Raw genomic sequence first — 17579 nt, 5'->3', positions numbered from 1 at the left:
TGATAATACTTGCCACGCACAGAAAGTGACAAGCAGCAAATCGTTAAAATTCGTTCTTCCACTCACGTAATGCACTAAAAATGGCGAGTGCGTCGGTTTGGTCGGTTCGGTTTGCAACTGAGCGAATAACCGTTTGTTGGTCGGTGCGAAGGAAAGGATTGATCCATTTTTCACGGCGTAGTGTGGTGGGCAAGGTGGGGCGATTCTGAGCCCTCAGACGATTGACGTCATCTCGATATTGTTGGAGCTGCTCATTGTCGGGTTCTACAGCCAAGGCAAAAGCGAGATTACTCGCGGTGTACTCGTGCGCGCAATAGACCTCAGTTTCTTCTGGTAGTGCTGCAATCTTGGTGAGTGAGGAGTACATTTGTTCCATGGTCCCCTCAAAGACACGGCCACAGCCGGCTGAGAATAGGACATCACCACAGAAGAGCTTGCCATCTCCAACATAGCCAATATGACCAAGAGTATGACCGGCGAGGTCTAGCACAAAGAAGACTTCACCAAACAGTTCTATTTGGTCACCGCCCTCGACAGGATGAGTTAAGGTCGGTACGGGTTCATTTGCGGGGCCAACGACATCAATGCCAGGGTATTGTCGGACCAATTCGGCCACACCACCAATATGGTCGTTATGGTGGTGCGTGATCAAGATTGCATCTAAGCTTAGCTGGTGCTGTTTGAGGTAAGCCAGAACAGGCGTCGCATCACCAGGGTCGACAACGGCACAACGCTGATCGCTATTTTGAATTAGCCAGATGTAATTATCATTAAATGCAGGTATGCTTTTGATCTCTAACATGGTTGTGTCTCCCGAGTGAAGCAGGTTAGGTATGAAACCAGCACGTAGCAATAAGAAGTTAGAAAAGCCTCATTCATGGTCGCAACTTAAAAACGGCCAATGGGTGAGTGAGTCGATTCAGACTCGGATGGATGAGTGGTGCCCAAAATTATTTGGTTACCATATGCTTAAGCTCGGTGGTCTCAGCTGCGAGTTAACCAGTTTTGCCTGCAATATTCAACATCAAGTCAACCTCGATATAAAAAATCCATTGCATAACGTCATCGCCAACGGCTACGACTTACCCTTTTTTGAGAAAAGCTTTGATGCCGTTGTGATGGCACACCAGCTCGACTACTGCAATGATCCCCATCGAATGCTGCGTGAAGTTGACCGTGTGATGATCGATGACGGCTATTTGATTATCACAGGTTTTAACCCAATCAGTTTTACCGGACTGGCGAGCCTGATGCCTTGGCGAAGAAACAATCTGCCGTGGAGTGGACGGATGTTCACGCCTACCCGAATTAAAGATTGGCTCAGCGTTTTGAACTATCAAGTGATCGAATGCGATAGCTATGCACTATTCCCAATGCAGAAGTACCGAACAATGTGGACTTGGTTAGAGAATAGCTTAGGGGACTGGGCGGCGCCGATGGGCAGTTTATACTTCATCGTCGCGCGCAAGCGAACCTATCCGCTTAAGCCAATTAAGCCTCACTGGAAGCTAAAACGAAAATTGACGCCGGTGAGCGTCAATTACAAGGTGTCGAATAAGCAGTCCCACTAGTTGGGGATATAGCCGGTATCTTCTTCGGTCGGGTTTTCGGCTGCGGTACGTGCCAACTCATCACACATTTCGTTTTCTCGATGCCCAGCATGGCCTTTAACCCAGCGCCAATCGATGTTGTGGCGCTCACTTTCGGCGTCTAAGGCTTTCCATAGATCAGCATTTTTTACCGGTTTTTTATCTGCGGTTTTCCAGCCACGTTTTTTCCAGTTGTGAATCCACTGGGTAATGCCTTGACGCACGTACTGGCTATCGGTAGTGAGAATGACGTCACACGGTTCTTTGAGGGCTTGTAGGGCAACGATCGTCGCTAACATTTCCATTCGGTTATTGGTGGTTAGCGTGTAGCCTTTGGCGAGCGTTTTCTCGGTTTGCTTATAACGTAATACGATACCATAGCCGCCAGGACCAGGATTGCCTAAACAAGAACCGTCCGTGAAAATTTCCACCTGTTTCGTCATGATTTGATACTATTGGGTTAAGCTCATTATTGGCATAGTCTGACACACATTTTGTTATGAATACCAGCAACAATTCTAATCAGCACCGCATTGTCGTACTCGATACCGAAACCACGGGTATGAACCAAGAGGGCGGTCCTCATTATCTAGGTCATCGAATCATTGAGATTGGTGCCGTAGAAATCATCAACCGTAAACTGACGGGACGTCACTTCCATGTTTACATCAAGCCCGATCGCGACATTCAAGCTGAAGCGGTTCAGGTCCACGGTATCACGGATGAATTTTTGGTGGATAAGCCAGAGTATCAAGACGTCCACGCTGAATTCTTAGAATTCATCAAAGGTGCCGAGCTGGTGGCGCACAACGCGCCCTTCGATACCGGCTTTATGGACTACGAGTTTGAGATGCTCGACCCAAGTATTGGTAAAACCGACGATTATTGTAAGGTGACCGATACGCTGGCCATGGCGAAGAAGATCTTCCCAGGTAAGCGAAACAACCTCGATATTCTCTGTGACCGATACGGTATTGATAACTCCCATCGTACTCTGCACGGGGCATTGCTCGATGCCGAGATCTTGGCGGATGTTTATCTGTTGATGACCGGTGGTCAGACGTCGCTGCAGTTTAACGCAGGAAGCTCTGATGGCAGCGATGTGGGAGGTGAGTCAATAAAACGGGCGGCAAGTGGTCGAAAAGCACTAAAGGTTATCCATGCAAGTGCCGATGAATTAGAAGCGCATCAAAATAGATTAGATATCGTCGAGAAAAGCGGAAGCTGTCTCTGGCGTCAGTAGGAGAAAGGATGTTAAGGATTTGGTTGGTTGTACTCAGCGTGTTGCTGAGCGCTGCAAACGTCGCGGCAAAAGAGTCATCAATGACTTTGCTCGATAACCGCTTTCGAGTTGATCCTTCTATCCAACAAATTACCTTTGTGATTTATCGAGCTGAAAACTCACAGCCTGTGGTGTTGGTTCGTCCTGATGGTAAAAAATATTACGCTTGGCGCAGCCCTGACAATGTCCGTTGGTATCAAGAGTCATCAATGGACATTATTTCCATCGATAACCCAATGCCAGGTCCTTGGCAAGCGGTTGGTAAAGTTACTCCCAAGAACAAGATAACGCTGATTTCGCACTTAGAACTGTCAACGGATCGGCTTCCTAGCCGCCTGTACCAAGGCGAGTCGATTAAGTTTACTGCACGTTTAACGTCTGATAAGCAGCCTTTAGTTCTGCGTGACTTTCTTGATCGCGTTAAGCTGAAGGTCACCTTCACCAAATATGTCGAAAATGAAGACGCTTTGATCAAAGAAGCGCGTCCTATCCCAGAAGTGATTGGTGAGTTTGCAGATGACGGTACTGAGCTCGATGAAGTCGCGGGGGATGGCGTGTTTACGGTGTCATTGCCCATTTCGAGCGCGCCGGGTAAATACCGAGTACGCATCACGTCGGGGAATGGGATCTTCCTTCGCGCGCAAGAGCAGGAAGTGCTGGTTTATCCTTCTCCTGTGCAAGTGACCTTCATTCAATCTCGCAGTGAGCAAGAGATGCACAAAGTGGTCTTGTCAGGTGAGCAAGGTATGGTCGAGCCAGGCTCTCTCGCGGCTTTTGTTGAACATATTGACCCGGAAGAGCATCAAATAGATGTGCAAGGCGCCGCTCTGAAAGAGAGCAATAAACTCGAACTCAGCATTCCCTACAGTGACACTTTGGGCAACTACTCTTGGACTGGGCAGGCGTATGCGACGGAAATGGGCTCCGGCAGACCTTTAGTCTTCCCGCTGAGCGAATACACCTATAGTTTGGTCGAAGAGCTCGACATTGCAGAAACCCGTCGTTTGCAAGAAGAGGAGCGCCTGAAACAGCAAAAACTGATGGAAGAGATGCGTCAGATTGAACTTCGCGAAGAGAAGAAAACACAAGGCATGATCATGATTGCGATTGGCAATGTCGTGGTGATTATTCTGGCCTTGGTTGCTTGGTTTGTGATTGGCAAGCTTAGAGCCAGAAAGAAAGCCGTGCCGGAGATGCAACTGGAAATGCCCAAAAAATAGCAACCTCAGATTGCCGCTTTTTATCTAACCCCTAGTTTGCAGTGAAGCTAGGGGTTATTTATATTTTAAACATTTATTTAACTCAAACTTATTGTATGCGATGCACCAAAGGCGGTTTTGAGCATATTTATGTGAACAAGTTTTTGATAACATTCACTTATTCATAGCGTTAAATAAGTTAGGGGTTGAATGTATCATCCGAACAAATATGGTCGAGTCAAAAATGCGCTCGCGCTCGCAGTGGCTGTCGCGTTATTTGGATGTCAGAGTGGACATGAAAGCAGCGATGACGAATCGACCTCGACAACCGATACCAGTTCTGGCTCTAGCGGCAATGCCATTACGGTGAATCTTCCCGCAGCCGTGACCTTGACCGAACCTAGCTCTGGCTCGAACACCGAATCTATTACAGTTACCTTGTCAGCGGCACTGAGCCAAGACCTTGTTCTCTCTGTGGTGACAAGTGATGTGACTTCTCGCAGCGAAGGGCAATTTAAAAACTACGATCCGATCGCCGCTCAAACAGTTCGAGTGCCAGCAGGCGTCACGACGTATTCACTCCCACTTAATCTAGTGCACAACAACTTGCACGAGGGCAGTAAACAGCTGCGTTACACTATTAGTGCTGCTAGTAGCCCAAGTTATACCCTTGAGAACTCAAGTTCTAACGTTACCCTTACCGACAGCGATCTTGAGCCAACCATACGCTTTACCGATGCCAGTAAAACCGTTTTGGAAGGTGACAGCGCACAGAGTCACATTGAGTTGAGCCACTATCACGCCAAAGAGGTTACTGTGAATTTAGCGCAAAGTGGTATCGCTTCCGGTGACGATGTGATGAGTTCACTAAGTTCAATGACGGTAACGATTCCTGCGGAAAGCTTGCGCCATGTCGTGACTGTGTCGGCGAAAAAAGATGGCTTGATTGAAGGTGGTGAATCACTCATTTACACCATGGAGAGTAGCGGTAACACCACTATTGATTCGGACCACAACTCACTGGCGTTTTATATACCTGGTGACCGAGAAATTAATGACACCGGATTTGCCACCTACTCTAATGGCGCCTCTCATGATCTAACCGTAGAACCTGCGGGATACCCTGGGCAAGATGCTGATTACGGGCTTGATAAAGAGGATGGAGGCCTCCACAGTGATGGCCAACATGGCTTCAAGCTGACCAAGTTGGATTACAGCGGCAATGTATTAGCGAATGATGCCTCTTCGTGGTCATGTGTTCGTGACGAGCGAACGGGTGTCTACATTGAAGCGAAGCAGGCTCCAAGAACTTTGCCGTCACAAGGTGAGATAGAGACGTGGCTAGAGGCATTCAAGAATGATCCAGACGCCAACCCATACCCATGGGCAAGCGAGCCTGGACAATGGCGCAGTGCGGCTTATCGTTACACTTGGTACAACTCTGACAGCAGCACCAACGGTGGAAATCTAGGGGCAATTAACGATTTGTTACCCTCAGAAGGCCCAATATCAAGCCAATGCGCTTTCCCCGAAGATGAGGGAATAGAATATCGCTGTAATGCTGAAGTCTACCTCGCGACCCTCAATCGCTATGGTGTGTGTGGCGTGTCCAATTGGCGTTTGCCTTCTCCAAGTGAAGCGCGTTCGATAGTTAATTATGGTTTCGGCGTTGGCCCTACCGATCCAACTACAGAAAACTACTTTCCGTATATGAAGGGGGCCAGTATGGGCAGCTCAGCAGACACGATCTTCACCAGTGCAAGTCGTGTAACGGGGGGCGGAGCCAGTGCTTGGTGTATGCAGACTCAAACTGGGCAAGTCGAGCTCTGTAACAAGGGTACCTACCATGGTGTGATTGCCGTTAGTGAAGGGGTGGAATAATGAAGCTGAAACTTATGAGTATCGCGGCTTTGATGGTTTCTACTACGAGCTTTGCGCAGACTTGTGTTGAGAATCAGCCAGTATCACAACTGGAAGGTCAGTTTATCGATCGTCAAGATGGCACCATCTTGGATGTGAAAACCAACCTTCTGTGGCAAAAGTGCAACGTGGGCGAGACTTACAACAGCACGACGAATGGCTGCGACGGGACGCCAACCAGTTTCGCTTCGTGGGATTTAGCCCTACAGAATTCTCAAGTTGGCGTCGACGGCTTTCGCCTACCCAATATTAAAGAGTTAGGGTCGATAGTGGACTATCGCTGTGCGAAGCCGGCCATCAACTTGACCTATTTTCCGACTACGACCAATGTTCCTTACTGGACAAATACCCCTGATGTTTCAGATATCAACACGGCTTATTCTGGGTTGGTTATCGACTTTACTGAGGGGCAGGAAAAAACGGTCAACGCAAGCGGGGAGATGTTTGTCCGCTTGGTCAAGCCATTTAACTAGATGACTAGAGATATAAAAAGGGCCGTAACAAGCGGCCCTTTTTTGTTCTTGCTGACTAGGCAACTTCAACCATGGTCGGTGGCGTTACCTCAAGTGGCTTTGCTGCCAGTTCTTGCGGCTCAAAGTCATCGACATTGATCACGTATAGGCGTTGCTGCTCTGCTTCAATCAGCAAGTTTGCCTCCGCTTTGTCGAGAATGCCTTTCTCTAAGCCTATTTCGGCGATTGCATCTAGGCGCAAGAACGGACGACGTTCGCCAATCGCTTTACACACTTTGTTGAACAACGGCTCTGCCTCAAGAATCACCGACAGCGCGTGTTCAATTTTCCCTGCTGGGTTGAACTCACTCGCCGTCAAGTACTGGTTGCGACCAATACGAGAGCGGGTTTCTGATGGTGTTTGAAGAATGCGTGCTACTTGGCTGTCCAGTTTGTCACTTGGCGCTTTGCGTACACGACCAAAAGGTAAGATTACGACACGTAGCGCTTTGCCTAGCCACTTGTTCGGGAAGTTGGCTAAGAACTCATCGATCGCTAGTTCAGTCTGTTTCATGCTGTCTTGCAATCCCCAGTGAACCAGTGGTAAATCGTCCGAGATTCGACCATCACTTTCATAGCGTTTCAGCGTGGCTGAGCTCAGATATAGCTGACTGAGGATATCGCCAAGTCGAGCGGACAAACGCTCTTTACGTTTGAGTGAACCACCCAGCACCGCCATTGAAATGTCGGCAAGGAAGGCAATGTTTGCACTGTAGCGGTTCAATTGTTGGTAGTAGCGCGTGGTTGCGTCTTGCGTCGGTGCTTCAGAGCCGCGTCCGTCAGTTAGACCAAGCCAGAAGCTGCGTACTAGGTTGCTCATGGTAAAGCTAACATGTCCTGCAAGTGCTTTATCAAATTTCTCAACAGCGTCGCCTGCTTCAGAGTAAGCGGCGTCCATCTCTTCCAATACATATGGATGGCAGCGAATCGCACCCTGACCAAAGATGATCATCGAACGTGTCAGAATGTTCGCACCTTCAACCGTTACCGCAATTGGCGCACCTTGGTAACCACGTGCTAAGAAGTTAGAGGGGCCCAAACAGATCCCTTTGCCGCCCACAATGTCCATCGCATCAATGATGCTTTGCTGGCCTCGGTGGGTACAGTGGTACTTAACGATGGCTGAGATCACCGATGGTTTTTCTCCCAAGTCAATGCCCGCAACCGTCAAGTTGCTCGCGGCATCCATCACATAGGCGTTGCCCCCTAGACGAGCCAATGGTTCCTCAACCCCTTCCATGTGGCCAATGGGCTGCTTGAATTGGCGACGAATGCGCGAGTAGGCACCCGTTGCCAGTGCAGCAGTTTTGATGCCACCTGTCGAGTTAGATGGGAGCGTGATACCACGGCCGACTGACAGACATTCAACCAGCATGCGCCAACCTTGGCCTGCCATTTTCTGACCACCGATGATGAAGTCGATAGGAACAAACAGATCATTGCCGCGCGTTGGGCCATTTTGGAAAGGAACATTGAGCGGGAAGTGGCGATTACCGATCTCCACACCTTTAAGATGGGTTGGAATCAGCGCACAAGTGATGCCGAGATCTTCTTTATCACCCAACAGTCCTTCGGGATCGCGAAGTTTAAAGGCAAGACCAAGCACCGTTGCGACCGGGGCAAGGGTAATGTAGCGTTTGTTCCAAGTTAGACGCATGCCAAGGACTTCTTTGCCTTCCCACTCGCCTTTACACACAACGCCATAATCTGGAATTGACCCCGCGTCCGAGCCTGCTTCTGGGCTAGTTAGGGCAAAACATGGAATCTCTTTGCCTTCCGCTAGGCGAGGTAAGTAGTAATCCTTTTGCTCCTCTGTACCATAATGTTGCAGAAGCTCACCTGGCCCCAATGAGTTGGGTACACCAACGGTCGATGACAGCACGCCAGAGACACCCGTCAGCTTTTGCAGAACCAAAGATTGAGCGTAGGCAGAAAACTCCAAGCCACCATATTTTTTCTTGATGATCATGGCAAAGAACTTGTTGTCTTTGAGGTATTGCCATACTTCTGGTGGAAGATCTGCCAGTTCGTGGGTCACTTGATAGTCGTTGACCATGGCACACACTTCTTCCACTGGGCCATCCAGAAAGGCTTGTTCTTCTTGGCTTAAGCTTGGCGCTTTGATGGCATGCAGCTTGTTCCAATCAGGCTTACCCTTGAACAGCTCAGCTTCCCACCAAACTGTCCCTGCATCTAACGCTTCTTTTTCCGTTTGCGACATGGCTGGGAGTACTTGTTTGAAAAGCTTAAGTGCTTTTTTGCTAATGAGAGATTGTCTTACTGCAGGGATGCCCAATATCACGACCGCGGATACATACAGTAACCAACTGATAGAACCGGCCGTGCCAACCCAAGATAAGAGAACCATAGTCGCTGTCAGTGCGGCAACTGAAGCGATCAACGAGCTTCGGCGGTATAGGCAGGTGGCCAATACAACCGTAAATCCGAGTATAGAGAGCAAGATGTCCATGTTTCGTTTTCCTTTTTGACGTATCTCAACAGTTATACGTCTTAAACTAGTAAGAGGTCATACCAGTAAAGTGTAAACAAAAGATTAATGAAATGTAAAACGTGCTAATGCTCAAAAAGTGATCTAAGTAGAGTGAAAATTCTAAAAATGCTGTCTTGTGCTGTTTTTATGAGCAATGAATTGCAATAAAGGTGGATTTGTTAACCGAGAGCTATCGACACTATGCGATGTTTGAGTAAACTCATCAAATAAGTTGGGTGATGCGCTAAGCTCGCCTATCCACGAACAATAATTAGAGATAGCCCTATGTACCATGATCTGATCAAGAGCGAGTTGCTAGAAGCTGCTGACGTACTAAACAAGTTTTTGAGTGATGAGAGCAATATTGCTCAAATCGAATCGGCGGCCAAAATGATTGCGGATTCGTTTAAGCAAGGTGGCAAGGTATTGTCGTGTGGTAACGGCGGTTCACATTGTGATTCCATGCACTTTGCTGAAGAGCTGACAGGTCGTTACCGTGAAAATCGCCCAGGTTTGCCAGGTATTGCTATCTCTGATCCTAGTCATTTGTCTTGTGTCAGCAATGATTTTGGTTATGACCACGTTTTCTCTCGCTATGTAGAAGCTGTTGGTTCAAAAGGGGATGTCTTATTTGGCCTTTCGACTTCCGGTAATTCTGCAAATATCTTAAAGGCGATTGAAGCGGCTCAAGCAAAAGGCATGAAGACCATCGCGTTGACCGGTAAAGATGGCGGCAAGATGGCTGGCTTAGCGGATATCGAAATTCGTGTACCGCATTTTGGCTACGCAGACCGTATTCAAGAAATCCACATTAAGATCATTCACATTGTGATCCAGCTTATCGAAAAGGAAATGGAGAACGCGTAACGGCGTGACCATTCATCATTTAACCGGCATCAGTGTTTGCAGTTTCTCTCGCTGATGTCGTTAAGTTACCAACTGCACGCAAGGATGAAGGGAGTTTAGTAGGCCATGTGTGAATTGCTCGGCATGAGCGCCAACGTACCAACAGATATCTGTTTTAGTTTTACCGGATTGATGCAGCGTGGTGGGAACACGGGTCCGCACCGAGATGGGTGGGGGATCACGTTTTACGAAGGAAAGGGGTTCCGCACATTCAAAGATCCCAACCCTAGCTGCAAATCCAAAATTGCTGAGCTAGTCCAGAACTACCCAATTAAAAGCTGCGCGGTTGTTAGTCATATTAGGCAGGCGAATCGTGGCGGAGTAAACCTCGAAAATACCCACCCATTTACTCGTGAGCTTTGGGGGCGCTATTGGACCTTTGCGCATAATGGCCAACTGAGTGATTACCAAGATCTGAAAACTGGTCGCCATCGCCCTGTTGGACAAACTGACAGTGAGCTCTCTTTCTGTTGGCTATTAAAGCAAATGGAAGATCGATACCCAGAGCCGCCACAAGATATGGTCGGTGTGTTCCGGTTTGTTGCCGAGTGCTGCGATAGATTGCGCGAGAAAGGTGTCTTTAACATGCTGCTCTCTGATGGTGAGTACGTAATGACTTACTGTACCAATCATCTTTACTGGATTACGCGTCGGGCGCCCTTTGGCAAGGCAGCACTGATCGATGAAGATGTTGAGATCAACTTTCAAGAAGAGACGACACCCAATGACATTGTGTCAGTCATTGCTACTCAGCCACTGACCGGCAATGAGACTTGGCACCGCATGAAGCCCGGAGAGTTTGGTATCTTGCACTTTGGCGAGCTGATTGATGGCAATGCTGATGAGCTGAGCCATGTTCCTTATGCGCCTAAGAAAGTAGCGAGTCAAGCACCGACAGAGCCGTTGGAATAGCGGTGCACTCTTATCAGTTGTAAAAAAGGCCGATGTTTCCATCGGCCTTTTGTATTTCTGAGCGTCAATCAACTTAAGCAAGCTGCGCTTTAACATGCTCAACGATATCAGCCATCGCTACAGCTGTCTTCTCACCTGAGCGTCGGTTCTTGTATTCGAAGTTGCCTTCTTTCATAGAACGATCGCCAATCACGATAGTGTGAGGAATGCCGATAAGTTCCATATCAGAGAACATTACGCCTGGGCGCTCTTTACGGTCATCGAATAGTACTTCGATACCCATAGCCGTCAGTTCAGCGTACAGCTTCTCAGCTGCTTCTTTCACTTCTTCTGACTTGTGCATGTTCATAGGAACGATAGCCACTTGGAAAGGTGCGAGTGCGTCTGGCCAGATGATGCCGTATTTGTCGTGGTTTTGCTCGATTGCAGAAGCCACAACACGTGAAACACCAATACCGTAACAACCCATCTCTAGGATGACGTTCTTACCGTCAGGACCAAGAACACCACAGTTCATCGCTTCAGAGTAAGTGTTACCTAGCTGGAAGATGTGACCCACTTCGATACCACGCTTAAGCATTAGGGTACCTTTGCCACATGGGCTTGGATCGCCTTCAACGACGTTACGTAGATCTTCAACTTGGCCTAGCTCAACGTCACGACCCCAGTTGATACCGAAGTAGTGCTTGTCATCAATGTTAGCGCCAGCACCAAAATCGCTCATTACAGCAACGGTGCGGTCAACAATGAATGGCAGTTTAAGACCCACAGGGCCAAGAGAACCAGGGCCTGCGCCGATCAGTGCGCGAATCTCTTCTTCCGTTGCCATCTCTAGAGGAGCAGCAACTTGAGGAAGGTTTTCAGCTTTCACTTCGTTTAGTTCGTGGTCGCCACGGATGATTAGCGCGATGATATCTGCGTCTACTTCATCAGATGCTTTTACGAAAAGCGTTTTCACTGTCTTCTCGATAGGCATGTCGAACTGTTCAACAAGCTCAGCGATGGTTTTGGCGTTTGGCGTATCAACAAGAGTCATCTCTTGCGTTGGCGCTGCACGTTCACCTGCAGGCGCTGCTGCTTCTGCTTTTTCTATGTTTGCTGCGTAATCAGATTCAGTCGAGAAGGCGATTAGATCTTCGCCGCTTTCAGCAAGCACGTGGAATTCTTGAGAGCCACTACCACCGATAGCGCCAGAGTCAGCCAATACTGGACGGTACTCAAGACCCATGCGGTCGAATGCTTTACAGTACGCATCGTGCATCGCTTGGTAAGATTTCTCTAGACCTTCTTTATCGATGTCGAAGCTGTATGCATCCATCATGCAGAATTCACGTGCACGCATTACGCCAAAACGTGGGCGACGCTCATCGCGGAACTTAGTCTGGATTTGGTACAGGTTTAGCGGAAGCTGTTTGTAAGAGCTCACTTCGTTACGCACAAGGCTAGTGATCACTTCTTCAGCGGTTGGGCTAAGAACAAACGGACGAGTGTGACGGTCAGTAAAGCGAAGTAGCTCAGGACCCATCTTCTCGCTGCGGCCTGTCTCTTCCCATAGTTCAAACGGCTGAACAACGGGCATCAATGTTTCGACTGCGCCTGCATTGTCGATCTCTTGACGAACGATGTTTTCGACTTTACGCAGTACACGTAGACCAGTAGGTAGCCAGGTGTAAAGACCTGAAGCCAGCTTACGGATCATACCTGCACGTAGCATGAGCTGGTGGCTCACTACTTCTGCGTCGTTTGGAGTCTCCTTCAGAGTAGAAAGAAGATAATTACTGGTACGCATTTAACTTATCCGTTTATTAAAGTTAGATACTCAAGCCGGAATGGACAGGAGTATGGAAGTCCCCCGAGGGGAAAATGGTTAGCCGCTTATAATATCAGCCAATTGCCTTCGTCAAAAGCACTCAATGATGGTAACCGTTATTAAGTTGTCGTTAGCGGTGAACTTAACGTTCAAATCGAACAAATTTACCGCATATTCTTTACTGTCGGGTTTGTTCTTTTTGTATGCAGGGCGAGGGTCTTGCGCTAGAACTTGTTTGATCACCTCACTTTCCATTGCCCCCTGCGTGCGCTTGATGAGCGTGGCTTGCGCAGATTCACTAAAGATAACATCCATGGTTTGAGGGGCTTGCTCTGCGTAGCCTCCCGTCGCATCTGGGATCGAATCCGAGTAGGGAATGTAAGGCTTAATATCAAGAATAGGCGTACCATCGACCAAGTCGACATTACCAAGGTTCAAATACATTTGGTCACCGCGCTTATCGATTCCTTTTACTTCGACAGCAGACATTCCAATCCCGTTGGGTCTAAAGGTTGAGCGAGAAGCAAATACACCAATACGTTCGTTTCCACCAAGCCGAGGAGGTCTCACCGTTGGCTTCCATCCTGCGGCTAAATTTTGGTCAAATAAGAATAATAGCCAGACGTGGGAAAATTGCTCCAACCCTCTTAGTGCTTCCGGTGTGTTTGCCTCACCAATTAATCTTAAGCGAGACGTCGCACCGCTTACTAAACGAGGTTGGCGAGGAACCGCAAATTTCTCTTTATATGGGCTTTCGATGTAGCCAATGGGCGTTACAGAGTACATGTGTCTCTCTCTAAATGGTGAACGAGCAAAAAATATCACAAAAATGGCTAGCAAAACGGGTTGATAATAATTATCATTTATAATGTTATAACATAACAATTTAAGTGAGAGTATTTATGCAACCTAACATCCACCCTGAATATAGAACGGTCGTCTTTCATGACACGAGTATCGATGAATACTTCTTGATAGGCTCGACGCTAAAAACCGATCGCACCATCGAGTGGGAAGATGGCAAAACCTACCCATACTTTACGATTGAAGTGTCCTCTAAATCTCACCCGTTTTACACCGGTAAACAGCGAGTCATTCATCAGGAAGGGCGCGTGGCAAACTTCAAACGTCGCTTTGGTCAATTTACAAAAGAGAAGGAGTAATCAATGAAAGTGGTAAAGTCTTTAAAAAGTGCGAAAAGCCGTCATCCGGATTGTCAAATCGTTAAACGAAGAGGGCGTCTCTATGTGATCTGTAAAACGAACCCTCGATTTAAAGCAGTACAAAAATAGCGCACGAAAAATAAACAGAATGCATGTATTTATATGAATTATAATCCTGATTTGTGTTTTTAATATGGTGTTAATTGCTAATTTTTTGTTCTTATTGCGTTAAATATTGTGCAATAGAACACAGTTTGTAACATTTTAGATTTTATATCGTACACCTTGTCTAGTAACCTGCGCGGGCTTTGTTGACATCTTTGTCACAAAAAAGCGCAGGAATAACTACAAGGAGGGAACAGATGAGTTCATCTGCTTCGATTAAACAAAACTCGCCAAAAAAGCCGCTGTTCACGCGCTTTTTAGATACAGTTGAATATTTGGGGAACCTATTACCCCACCCAATCACTCTATTTGCACTTTTCTGTGTTGCTATCTTAGTGACATCTGGAATCGCAGGTTACTTTGAAGTCTCTGTTATGGATCCTCGCCCTGAAGGTGCGAAAGGTCGCGCAGCTGATGGCATGATCCATGTCGTGAGCTTGTTAAATGCAGAAGGCTTACAGTTGATCGTTACTAACTTAGTGAAGAACTTTGTTGGTTTTGCCCCGCTAGGCACGGTACTTGTGGCTATGCTAGGTGTTGCGATTGCTGAACATTCCGGTCTCTTATCTGCTGCGATGCGTGGCATGGTAATGGGGGCGTCTCAGCGTATGGTGACGGTTACCGTCGTGTTTGCTGGTATCATTTCAAATACAGCGTCTGAGCTAGGTTACGTGGTTCTTATTCCACTAGCGGCGATGTTGTTCCACTCTTTAGGTCGTCACCCACTTGCAGGTCTTGCTGCGGCATTTGCGGGTGTATCAGGTGGCTACTCAGCAAACCTTCTTATCGGTACGGTTGATCCGCTGCTTTCTGGTATCACAGAAACCGCTGCGCAAATGATTGATCCATCTTACACTGTTGGCCCAGAAGTTAACTGGTACTTCATGTTTGTTTCTACCTTCTTCATTGCCATTACAGGTGCGTTCGTAACGGAGAAAATCGTTGAGCCAAAACTTGGCAAATACAACGATGAAGAAGCGTCTGAAGACTTATCTAACGACTCAATGGGTAAGCTTACCGATATTGAGAAGAAAGGTCTGAAACTGGCTGGTGTAGCGGTAGTTGCGGTATCGGCACTTCTTGCTTGGACAATCGTGCCTGAAGATGGCGTTCTACGTTCAGCAACAGGAACAGTGGCAGGTTCACCATTCCTGAAAAGTATCGTCGCGTTTATCTTCGTCTTCTTTGCTATCCCAGGCTTTGTTTACGGTAAAGTAACAGGCTCAATGAAGACTGACCGTGACGTGATTGATGCCATGGCGAAGTCAATGTCTTCTATGGGCATGTACATCGTACTTGTATTCTTCGCAGCTCAGTTTGTTGCCTTCTTCAAGTGGACTAACTTTGGTCAGGTATTCGCAGTCGCGGGTGCAAGCTTCCTACAGGAAATCGGTCTAACTGGCCCAATGCTGTTCTTCGCATTCATCCTAATGTGTGGCTTCATTAACCTAATGATCGGTTCAGCTTCTGCTCAATGGGCGGTAACTGCGCCAATCTTTGTACCAATGCTAATGTTGGTTGGCTACGCGCCAGAAACGATTCAGGCGGCTTACCGTATTGGTGATTCAACGACTAACATCATCACGCCTATGATGAGCTACTTTGGTCTAATCCTTGCGGTAGCAACACGTTACATGAAGAATCTGGGTATCGGTACGCTGATCGCAACCATGCTGCCTTACTCAATCGTCTTCATTGTTGGTTGGAGTCTACTGTTCTACCTGTGGGTATTCGTTTTCGGTCTACCTGTTGGTCCGGGTGCTGCAACGTACTACACACCTTAAGCCAGATAATTGATTACACGTTGAGCCGGAGTTTTTACTCCGGCTTTTTTGTAGGCAAATCGGTTTGACAAGATAGGGTTGTGAACTTTACTTATAGAATACTTATTTAGGAGGGCAGGCTTGCAGTATTTGGAGCGATTAAACACAGAGACTGTGTAACGAATGCCTGTTCGTATAAGTATGAAGCGATTGACTCATATCCTAATTTCCCTGGTCTACTTCAGCAGTTTTTATCTCGGTGCGAGCTCGACGCTACAGTTAGTGACTTTGGAGTACCCACCGTATATTGAACACCATGACGATAAGATTTCTGGCGTGGCGGTTGAGTTGGTCAAGGAGGTCTTTGCTGAACTCAAACAACCCATCACTATCCAAGTTCTGCCATGGGCGAGGGCACTAAATAACATTCAACATGGTCGCTCAGATGCCATCTTTACCGCATTCAAAAACCAAGAACGGGAACAATTTGCGGACTATAGCCAACAAGTTTTGTTTACCCAGAATATTAGCTTGATTACCTTGATTGATAGTGAGTTAAGCAGTATCGATTTTTTCCAACGTGACTTGAGCTCACTCTCTATATGTGTGGTCAACAGAGTGAGTTATGGCAAACGAATGGACGATTTGCTGGAGACTGGCGTGTTTAAAGTGATTTTTAAACGCAATAAAACTGAGGACTGTGCTTATCTTGTCAGAGCAAAGCGCGCTGATGTGTGGGTCAATAATGAGTTTGGGGCACGCAGTATTATGGTACGAAATGGGCTCGACCAATCGCTGAAGATTCTGGTGCCTTCATTAGAAGCAACGCCAAGCTACATTGCTTTTTCAAAGCTTCGCCAGCATCACGATCTAAAGAATGAGTTTGATGCAGAGCTCGCTGCTATGAAGCGTGACGGTCGATATCAAGCGCTGATTGAACGGTACTTTGATAGCTTGAGAGTTGAGCCGAGTGGAGAATGAATAGGGCTGACGCATTCACGTCAGCCCTATTCATTTTGCTTGGCTAGATAAAGTGGTGATTACCAGCCTTTAACCACGCCACCTTGGAAGATTTCTGATGCTGCTGCGTAAACTTCTTCTGTCTGGTAAGACTTAACGAAGTTCTGAACGTTTTCAGCATTTAGGTTCTCTTCACGAGAAACGATTAGGTTTACGTATGGAGACTCTTTGTCTTCAACAAACACGCCATCTTTTTGTGGAGTTAGGTTGATAGAGCTTGCGTAAGTTGTGTTGATGATAGATAGCGCTACGTCGTCTAGAGAACGAGGAAGTTGCGCTGCATCTAGCTCAACGATTGAGATGTTTTTCGGGTTTGCCGTGATGTCACGAACCGTTGCTAGTAGACCAGCACCTTCACGAAGTTCGATCAGACCTTGCTGCTCAAGAAGTAGCAGTGAACGACCTAGGTTAGTTGGATCGTTTGGAACAGCGATGCGCGCGCCTTCTTGAATCTCATCCACAGATTTTATTTGCTTAGAGTAACCAGCGATTGGGTAAACGAACGTGTTACCTGCGATAGTCAGTTTGTAACCACGATCTGCCACTTGCTGATCTAGGTATGGCTTGTGTTGGAATGCGTTGATATCGATTGAACCGTCATCCAATGCAGCGTTAGGCGTTACGTAGTCAGTGAAAGTAACAAGTTCAACGTCTAGGCCGTATTGCTCTTTTGCTACTTTTGCAGCAACTTCAGCAACTTGTGCTTCAGCACCTGCCATAACACCTACTTTGATTTTGCTGTTGTCCGCGGCTTTTTCACCACAGCCAGATAACACTAGTGCTGATGCAGCAGCGGCAATTGCCAAAAGACCTTTAATATTGAATTTCATGACTATCTCCTTGTAAT

The 17579-nt window shown here is 47.3% G+C and carries 17 protein-coding genes; 11 read left to right on the top strand and 6 right to left on the bottom strand.

Going from position 1 to position 17579, the window contains the following annotated elements:
- Window positions 1–43: 43 nt before the first annotated feature.
- A complete protein-coding gene (gene gloB / locus OH458_RS03105; protein ID WP_039476534.1) occupies window positions 44–802 on the bottom strand; it encodes a hydroxyacylglutathione hydrolase in 759 nt (252 codons plus the stop codon).
- A gap of 31 nt (window positions 803–833) precedes the next feature.
- On the opposite strand from gloB, the gene OH458_RS03100 reads away from it, so the two are divergent.
- On the top strand, window positions 834–1571 hold the full coding sequence (locus OH458_RS03100; RefSeq protein ID WP_269977230.1) for a class I SAM-dependent methyltransferase: 738 nt from the start codon (window positions 834–836) through the stop codon (window positions 1569–1571).
- Here OH458_RS03100 and rnhA read toward each other — a convergent pair.
- Window positions 1568–2032, bottom strand: coding sequence for a ribonuclease HI (gene rnhA / locus OH458_RS03095; RefSeq protein ID WP_005475295.1), 465 nt, complete (start codon window positions 2030–2032; stop codon window positions 1568–1570). The genes OH458_RS03100 and rnhA overlap by 4 nt on opposite strands.
- Before the next feature lie 56 nt (window positions 2033–2088).
- On the opposite strand from rnhA, the gene dnaQ reads away from it, so the two are divergent.
- The 4 genes from dnaQ (at window position 2089) to OH458_RS03075 (ending at window position 6463) form a co-directional block, all read left to right on the top strand.
- Window positions 2089–2832, top strand: coding sequence for a DNA polymerase III subunit epsilon (gene dnaQ / locus OH458_RS03090; RefSeq protein WP_269977229.1), 744 nt, complete (start codon window positions 2089–2091; stop codon window positions 2830–2832).
- A gap of 8 nt (window positions 2833–2840) precedes the next feature.
- Entirely contained in the window at window positions 2841–4091 is a 1251-nt protein-coding gene (locus OH458_RS03085) for a TIGR03503 family protein (protein WP_269977228.1), read from the top strand.
- 189 nt (window positions 4092–4280) lie between these two features.
- Complete coding sequence (locus OH458_RS03080; RefSeq protein ID WP_269977227.1) at window positions 4281–5951, top strand: Lcl domain-containing protein; 1671 nt, start codon at window positions 4281–4283, stop codon at window positions 5949–5951.
- Entirely contained in the window at window positions 5951–6463 is a 513-nt protein-coding gene (locus tag OH458_RS03075; protein ID WP_269977226.1) for an Lcl C-terminal domain-containing protein, read from the top strand. The genes OH458_RS03080 and OH458_RS03075 overlap by 1 nt, the downstream gene beginning before the upstream one ends.
- 55 nt (window positions 6464–6518) lie before the next feature.
- On the opposite strand, the gene fadE is transcribed toward OH458_RS03075, so the two are convergent.
- Complete coding sequence (gene fadE, locus OH458_RS03070; RefSeq protein ID WP_269977225.1) at window positions 6519–8972, bottom strand: acyl-CoA dehydrogenase FadE; 2454 nt, start codon at window positions 8970–8972, stop codon at window positions 6519–6521.
- Between the two features lie 306 nt (window positions 8973–9278).
- Between fadE and lpcA the strand changes: the two genes are divergently transcribed.
- Entirely contained in the window at window positions 9279–9860 is a 582-nt protein-coding gene (gene lpcA, locus OH458_RS03065; RefSeq protein ID WP_005475341.1) for a D-sedoheptulose 7-phosphate isomerase, read from the top strand.
- A 105-nt stretch (window positions 9861–9965) separates the two neighbouring features.
- The gene (locus OH458_RS03060) at window positions 9966–10811 is read left to right on the top strand and encodes a class II glutamine amidotransferase (RefSeq protein ID WP_269977224.1); all 846 of its coding nucleotides are present in this window, start codon (window positions 9966–9968) and stop codon (window positions 10809–10811) included.
- A 73-nt stretch (window positions 10812–10884) separates the two neighbouring features.
- Here OH458_RS03060 and OH458_RS03055 read toward each other — a convergent pair whose 3' ends face one another.
- Together OH458_RS03055 and tsaA are read right to left on the bottom strand one after the other, a co-directional pair.
- The gene (locus tag OH458_RS03055; RefSeq protein ID WP_038190690.1) at window positions 10885–12600 is read right to left on the bottom strand and encodes a proline--tRNA ligase; all 1716 of its coding nucleotides are present in this window, start codon (window positions 12598–12600) and stop codon (window positions 10885–10887) included.
- A gap of 111 nt (window positions 12601–12711) precedes the next feature.
- Entirely contained in the window at window positions 12712–13407 is a 696-nt protein-coding gene (tsaA, locus tag OH458_RS03050; RefSeq protein WP_269977223.1) for a tRNA (N6-threonylcarbamoyladenosine(37)-N6)-methyltransferase TrmO, read from the bottom strand.
- A gap of 116 nt (window positions 13408–13523) precedes the next feature.
- Between tsaA and OH458_RS03045 the strand changes: the two genes are divergently transcribed.
- From OH458_RS03045 to OH458_RS03030, 4 genes are all read left to right on the top strand, one after another.
- Entirely contained in the window at window positions 13524–13784 is a 261-nt protein-coding gene (locus tag OH458_RS03045) for a type B 50S ribosomal protein L31 (protein ID WP_005475290.1), read from the top strand.
- 3 nt (window positions 13785–13787) lie between these two features.
- Window positions 13788–13913, top strand: a complete 126-nt coding sequence (gene ykgO, locus OH458_RS03040; protein ID WP_005380299.1) for a type B 50S ribosomal protein L36 — start codon at window positions 13788–13790, stop codon at window positions 13911–13913.
- Between the two features lie 233 nt (window positions 13914–14146).
- A complete protein-coding gene (locus OH458_RS03035; RefSeq protein WP_269977222.1) occupies window positions 14147–15733 on the top strand; it encodes an AbgT family transporter in 1587 nt (528 codons plus the stop codon).
- Between the two features lie 162 nt (window positions 15734–15895).
- Complete coding sequence (locus OH458_RS03030) at window positions 15896–16693, top strand: substrate-binding periplasmic protein (protein WP_269977221.1); 798 nt, start codon at window positions 15896–15898, stop codon at window positions 16691–16693.
- A gap of 59 nt (window positions 16694–16752) precedes the next feature.
- Here the strand turns inward: OH458_RS03030 and OH458_RS03025 are convergent, their stop codons facing one another.
- Window positions 16753–17562 carry a MetQ/NlpA family lipoprotein gene (locus OH458_RS03025; protein ID WP_269977220.1) on the bottom strand — a complete coding sequence of 270 codons (810 nt, stop codon included), beginning with the start codon at window positions 17560–17562 and terminating at the stop codon, window positions 16753–16755.
- Between the last annotated feature and the right edge of the window lie 17 nt (window positions 17563–17579).

This window comes from Vibrio sp. MarTm2, assembly GCF_027587055.1.
Lineage (GTDB): Bacteria > Pseudomonadota > Gammaproteobacteria > Enterobacterales > Vibrionaceae > Vibrio > Vibrio sinaloensis_D.
Note: the sequence above shows the minus strand (reverse complement) of the source record. Positions and strands in the feature narration are given on the sequence as shown.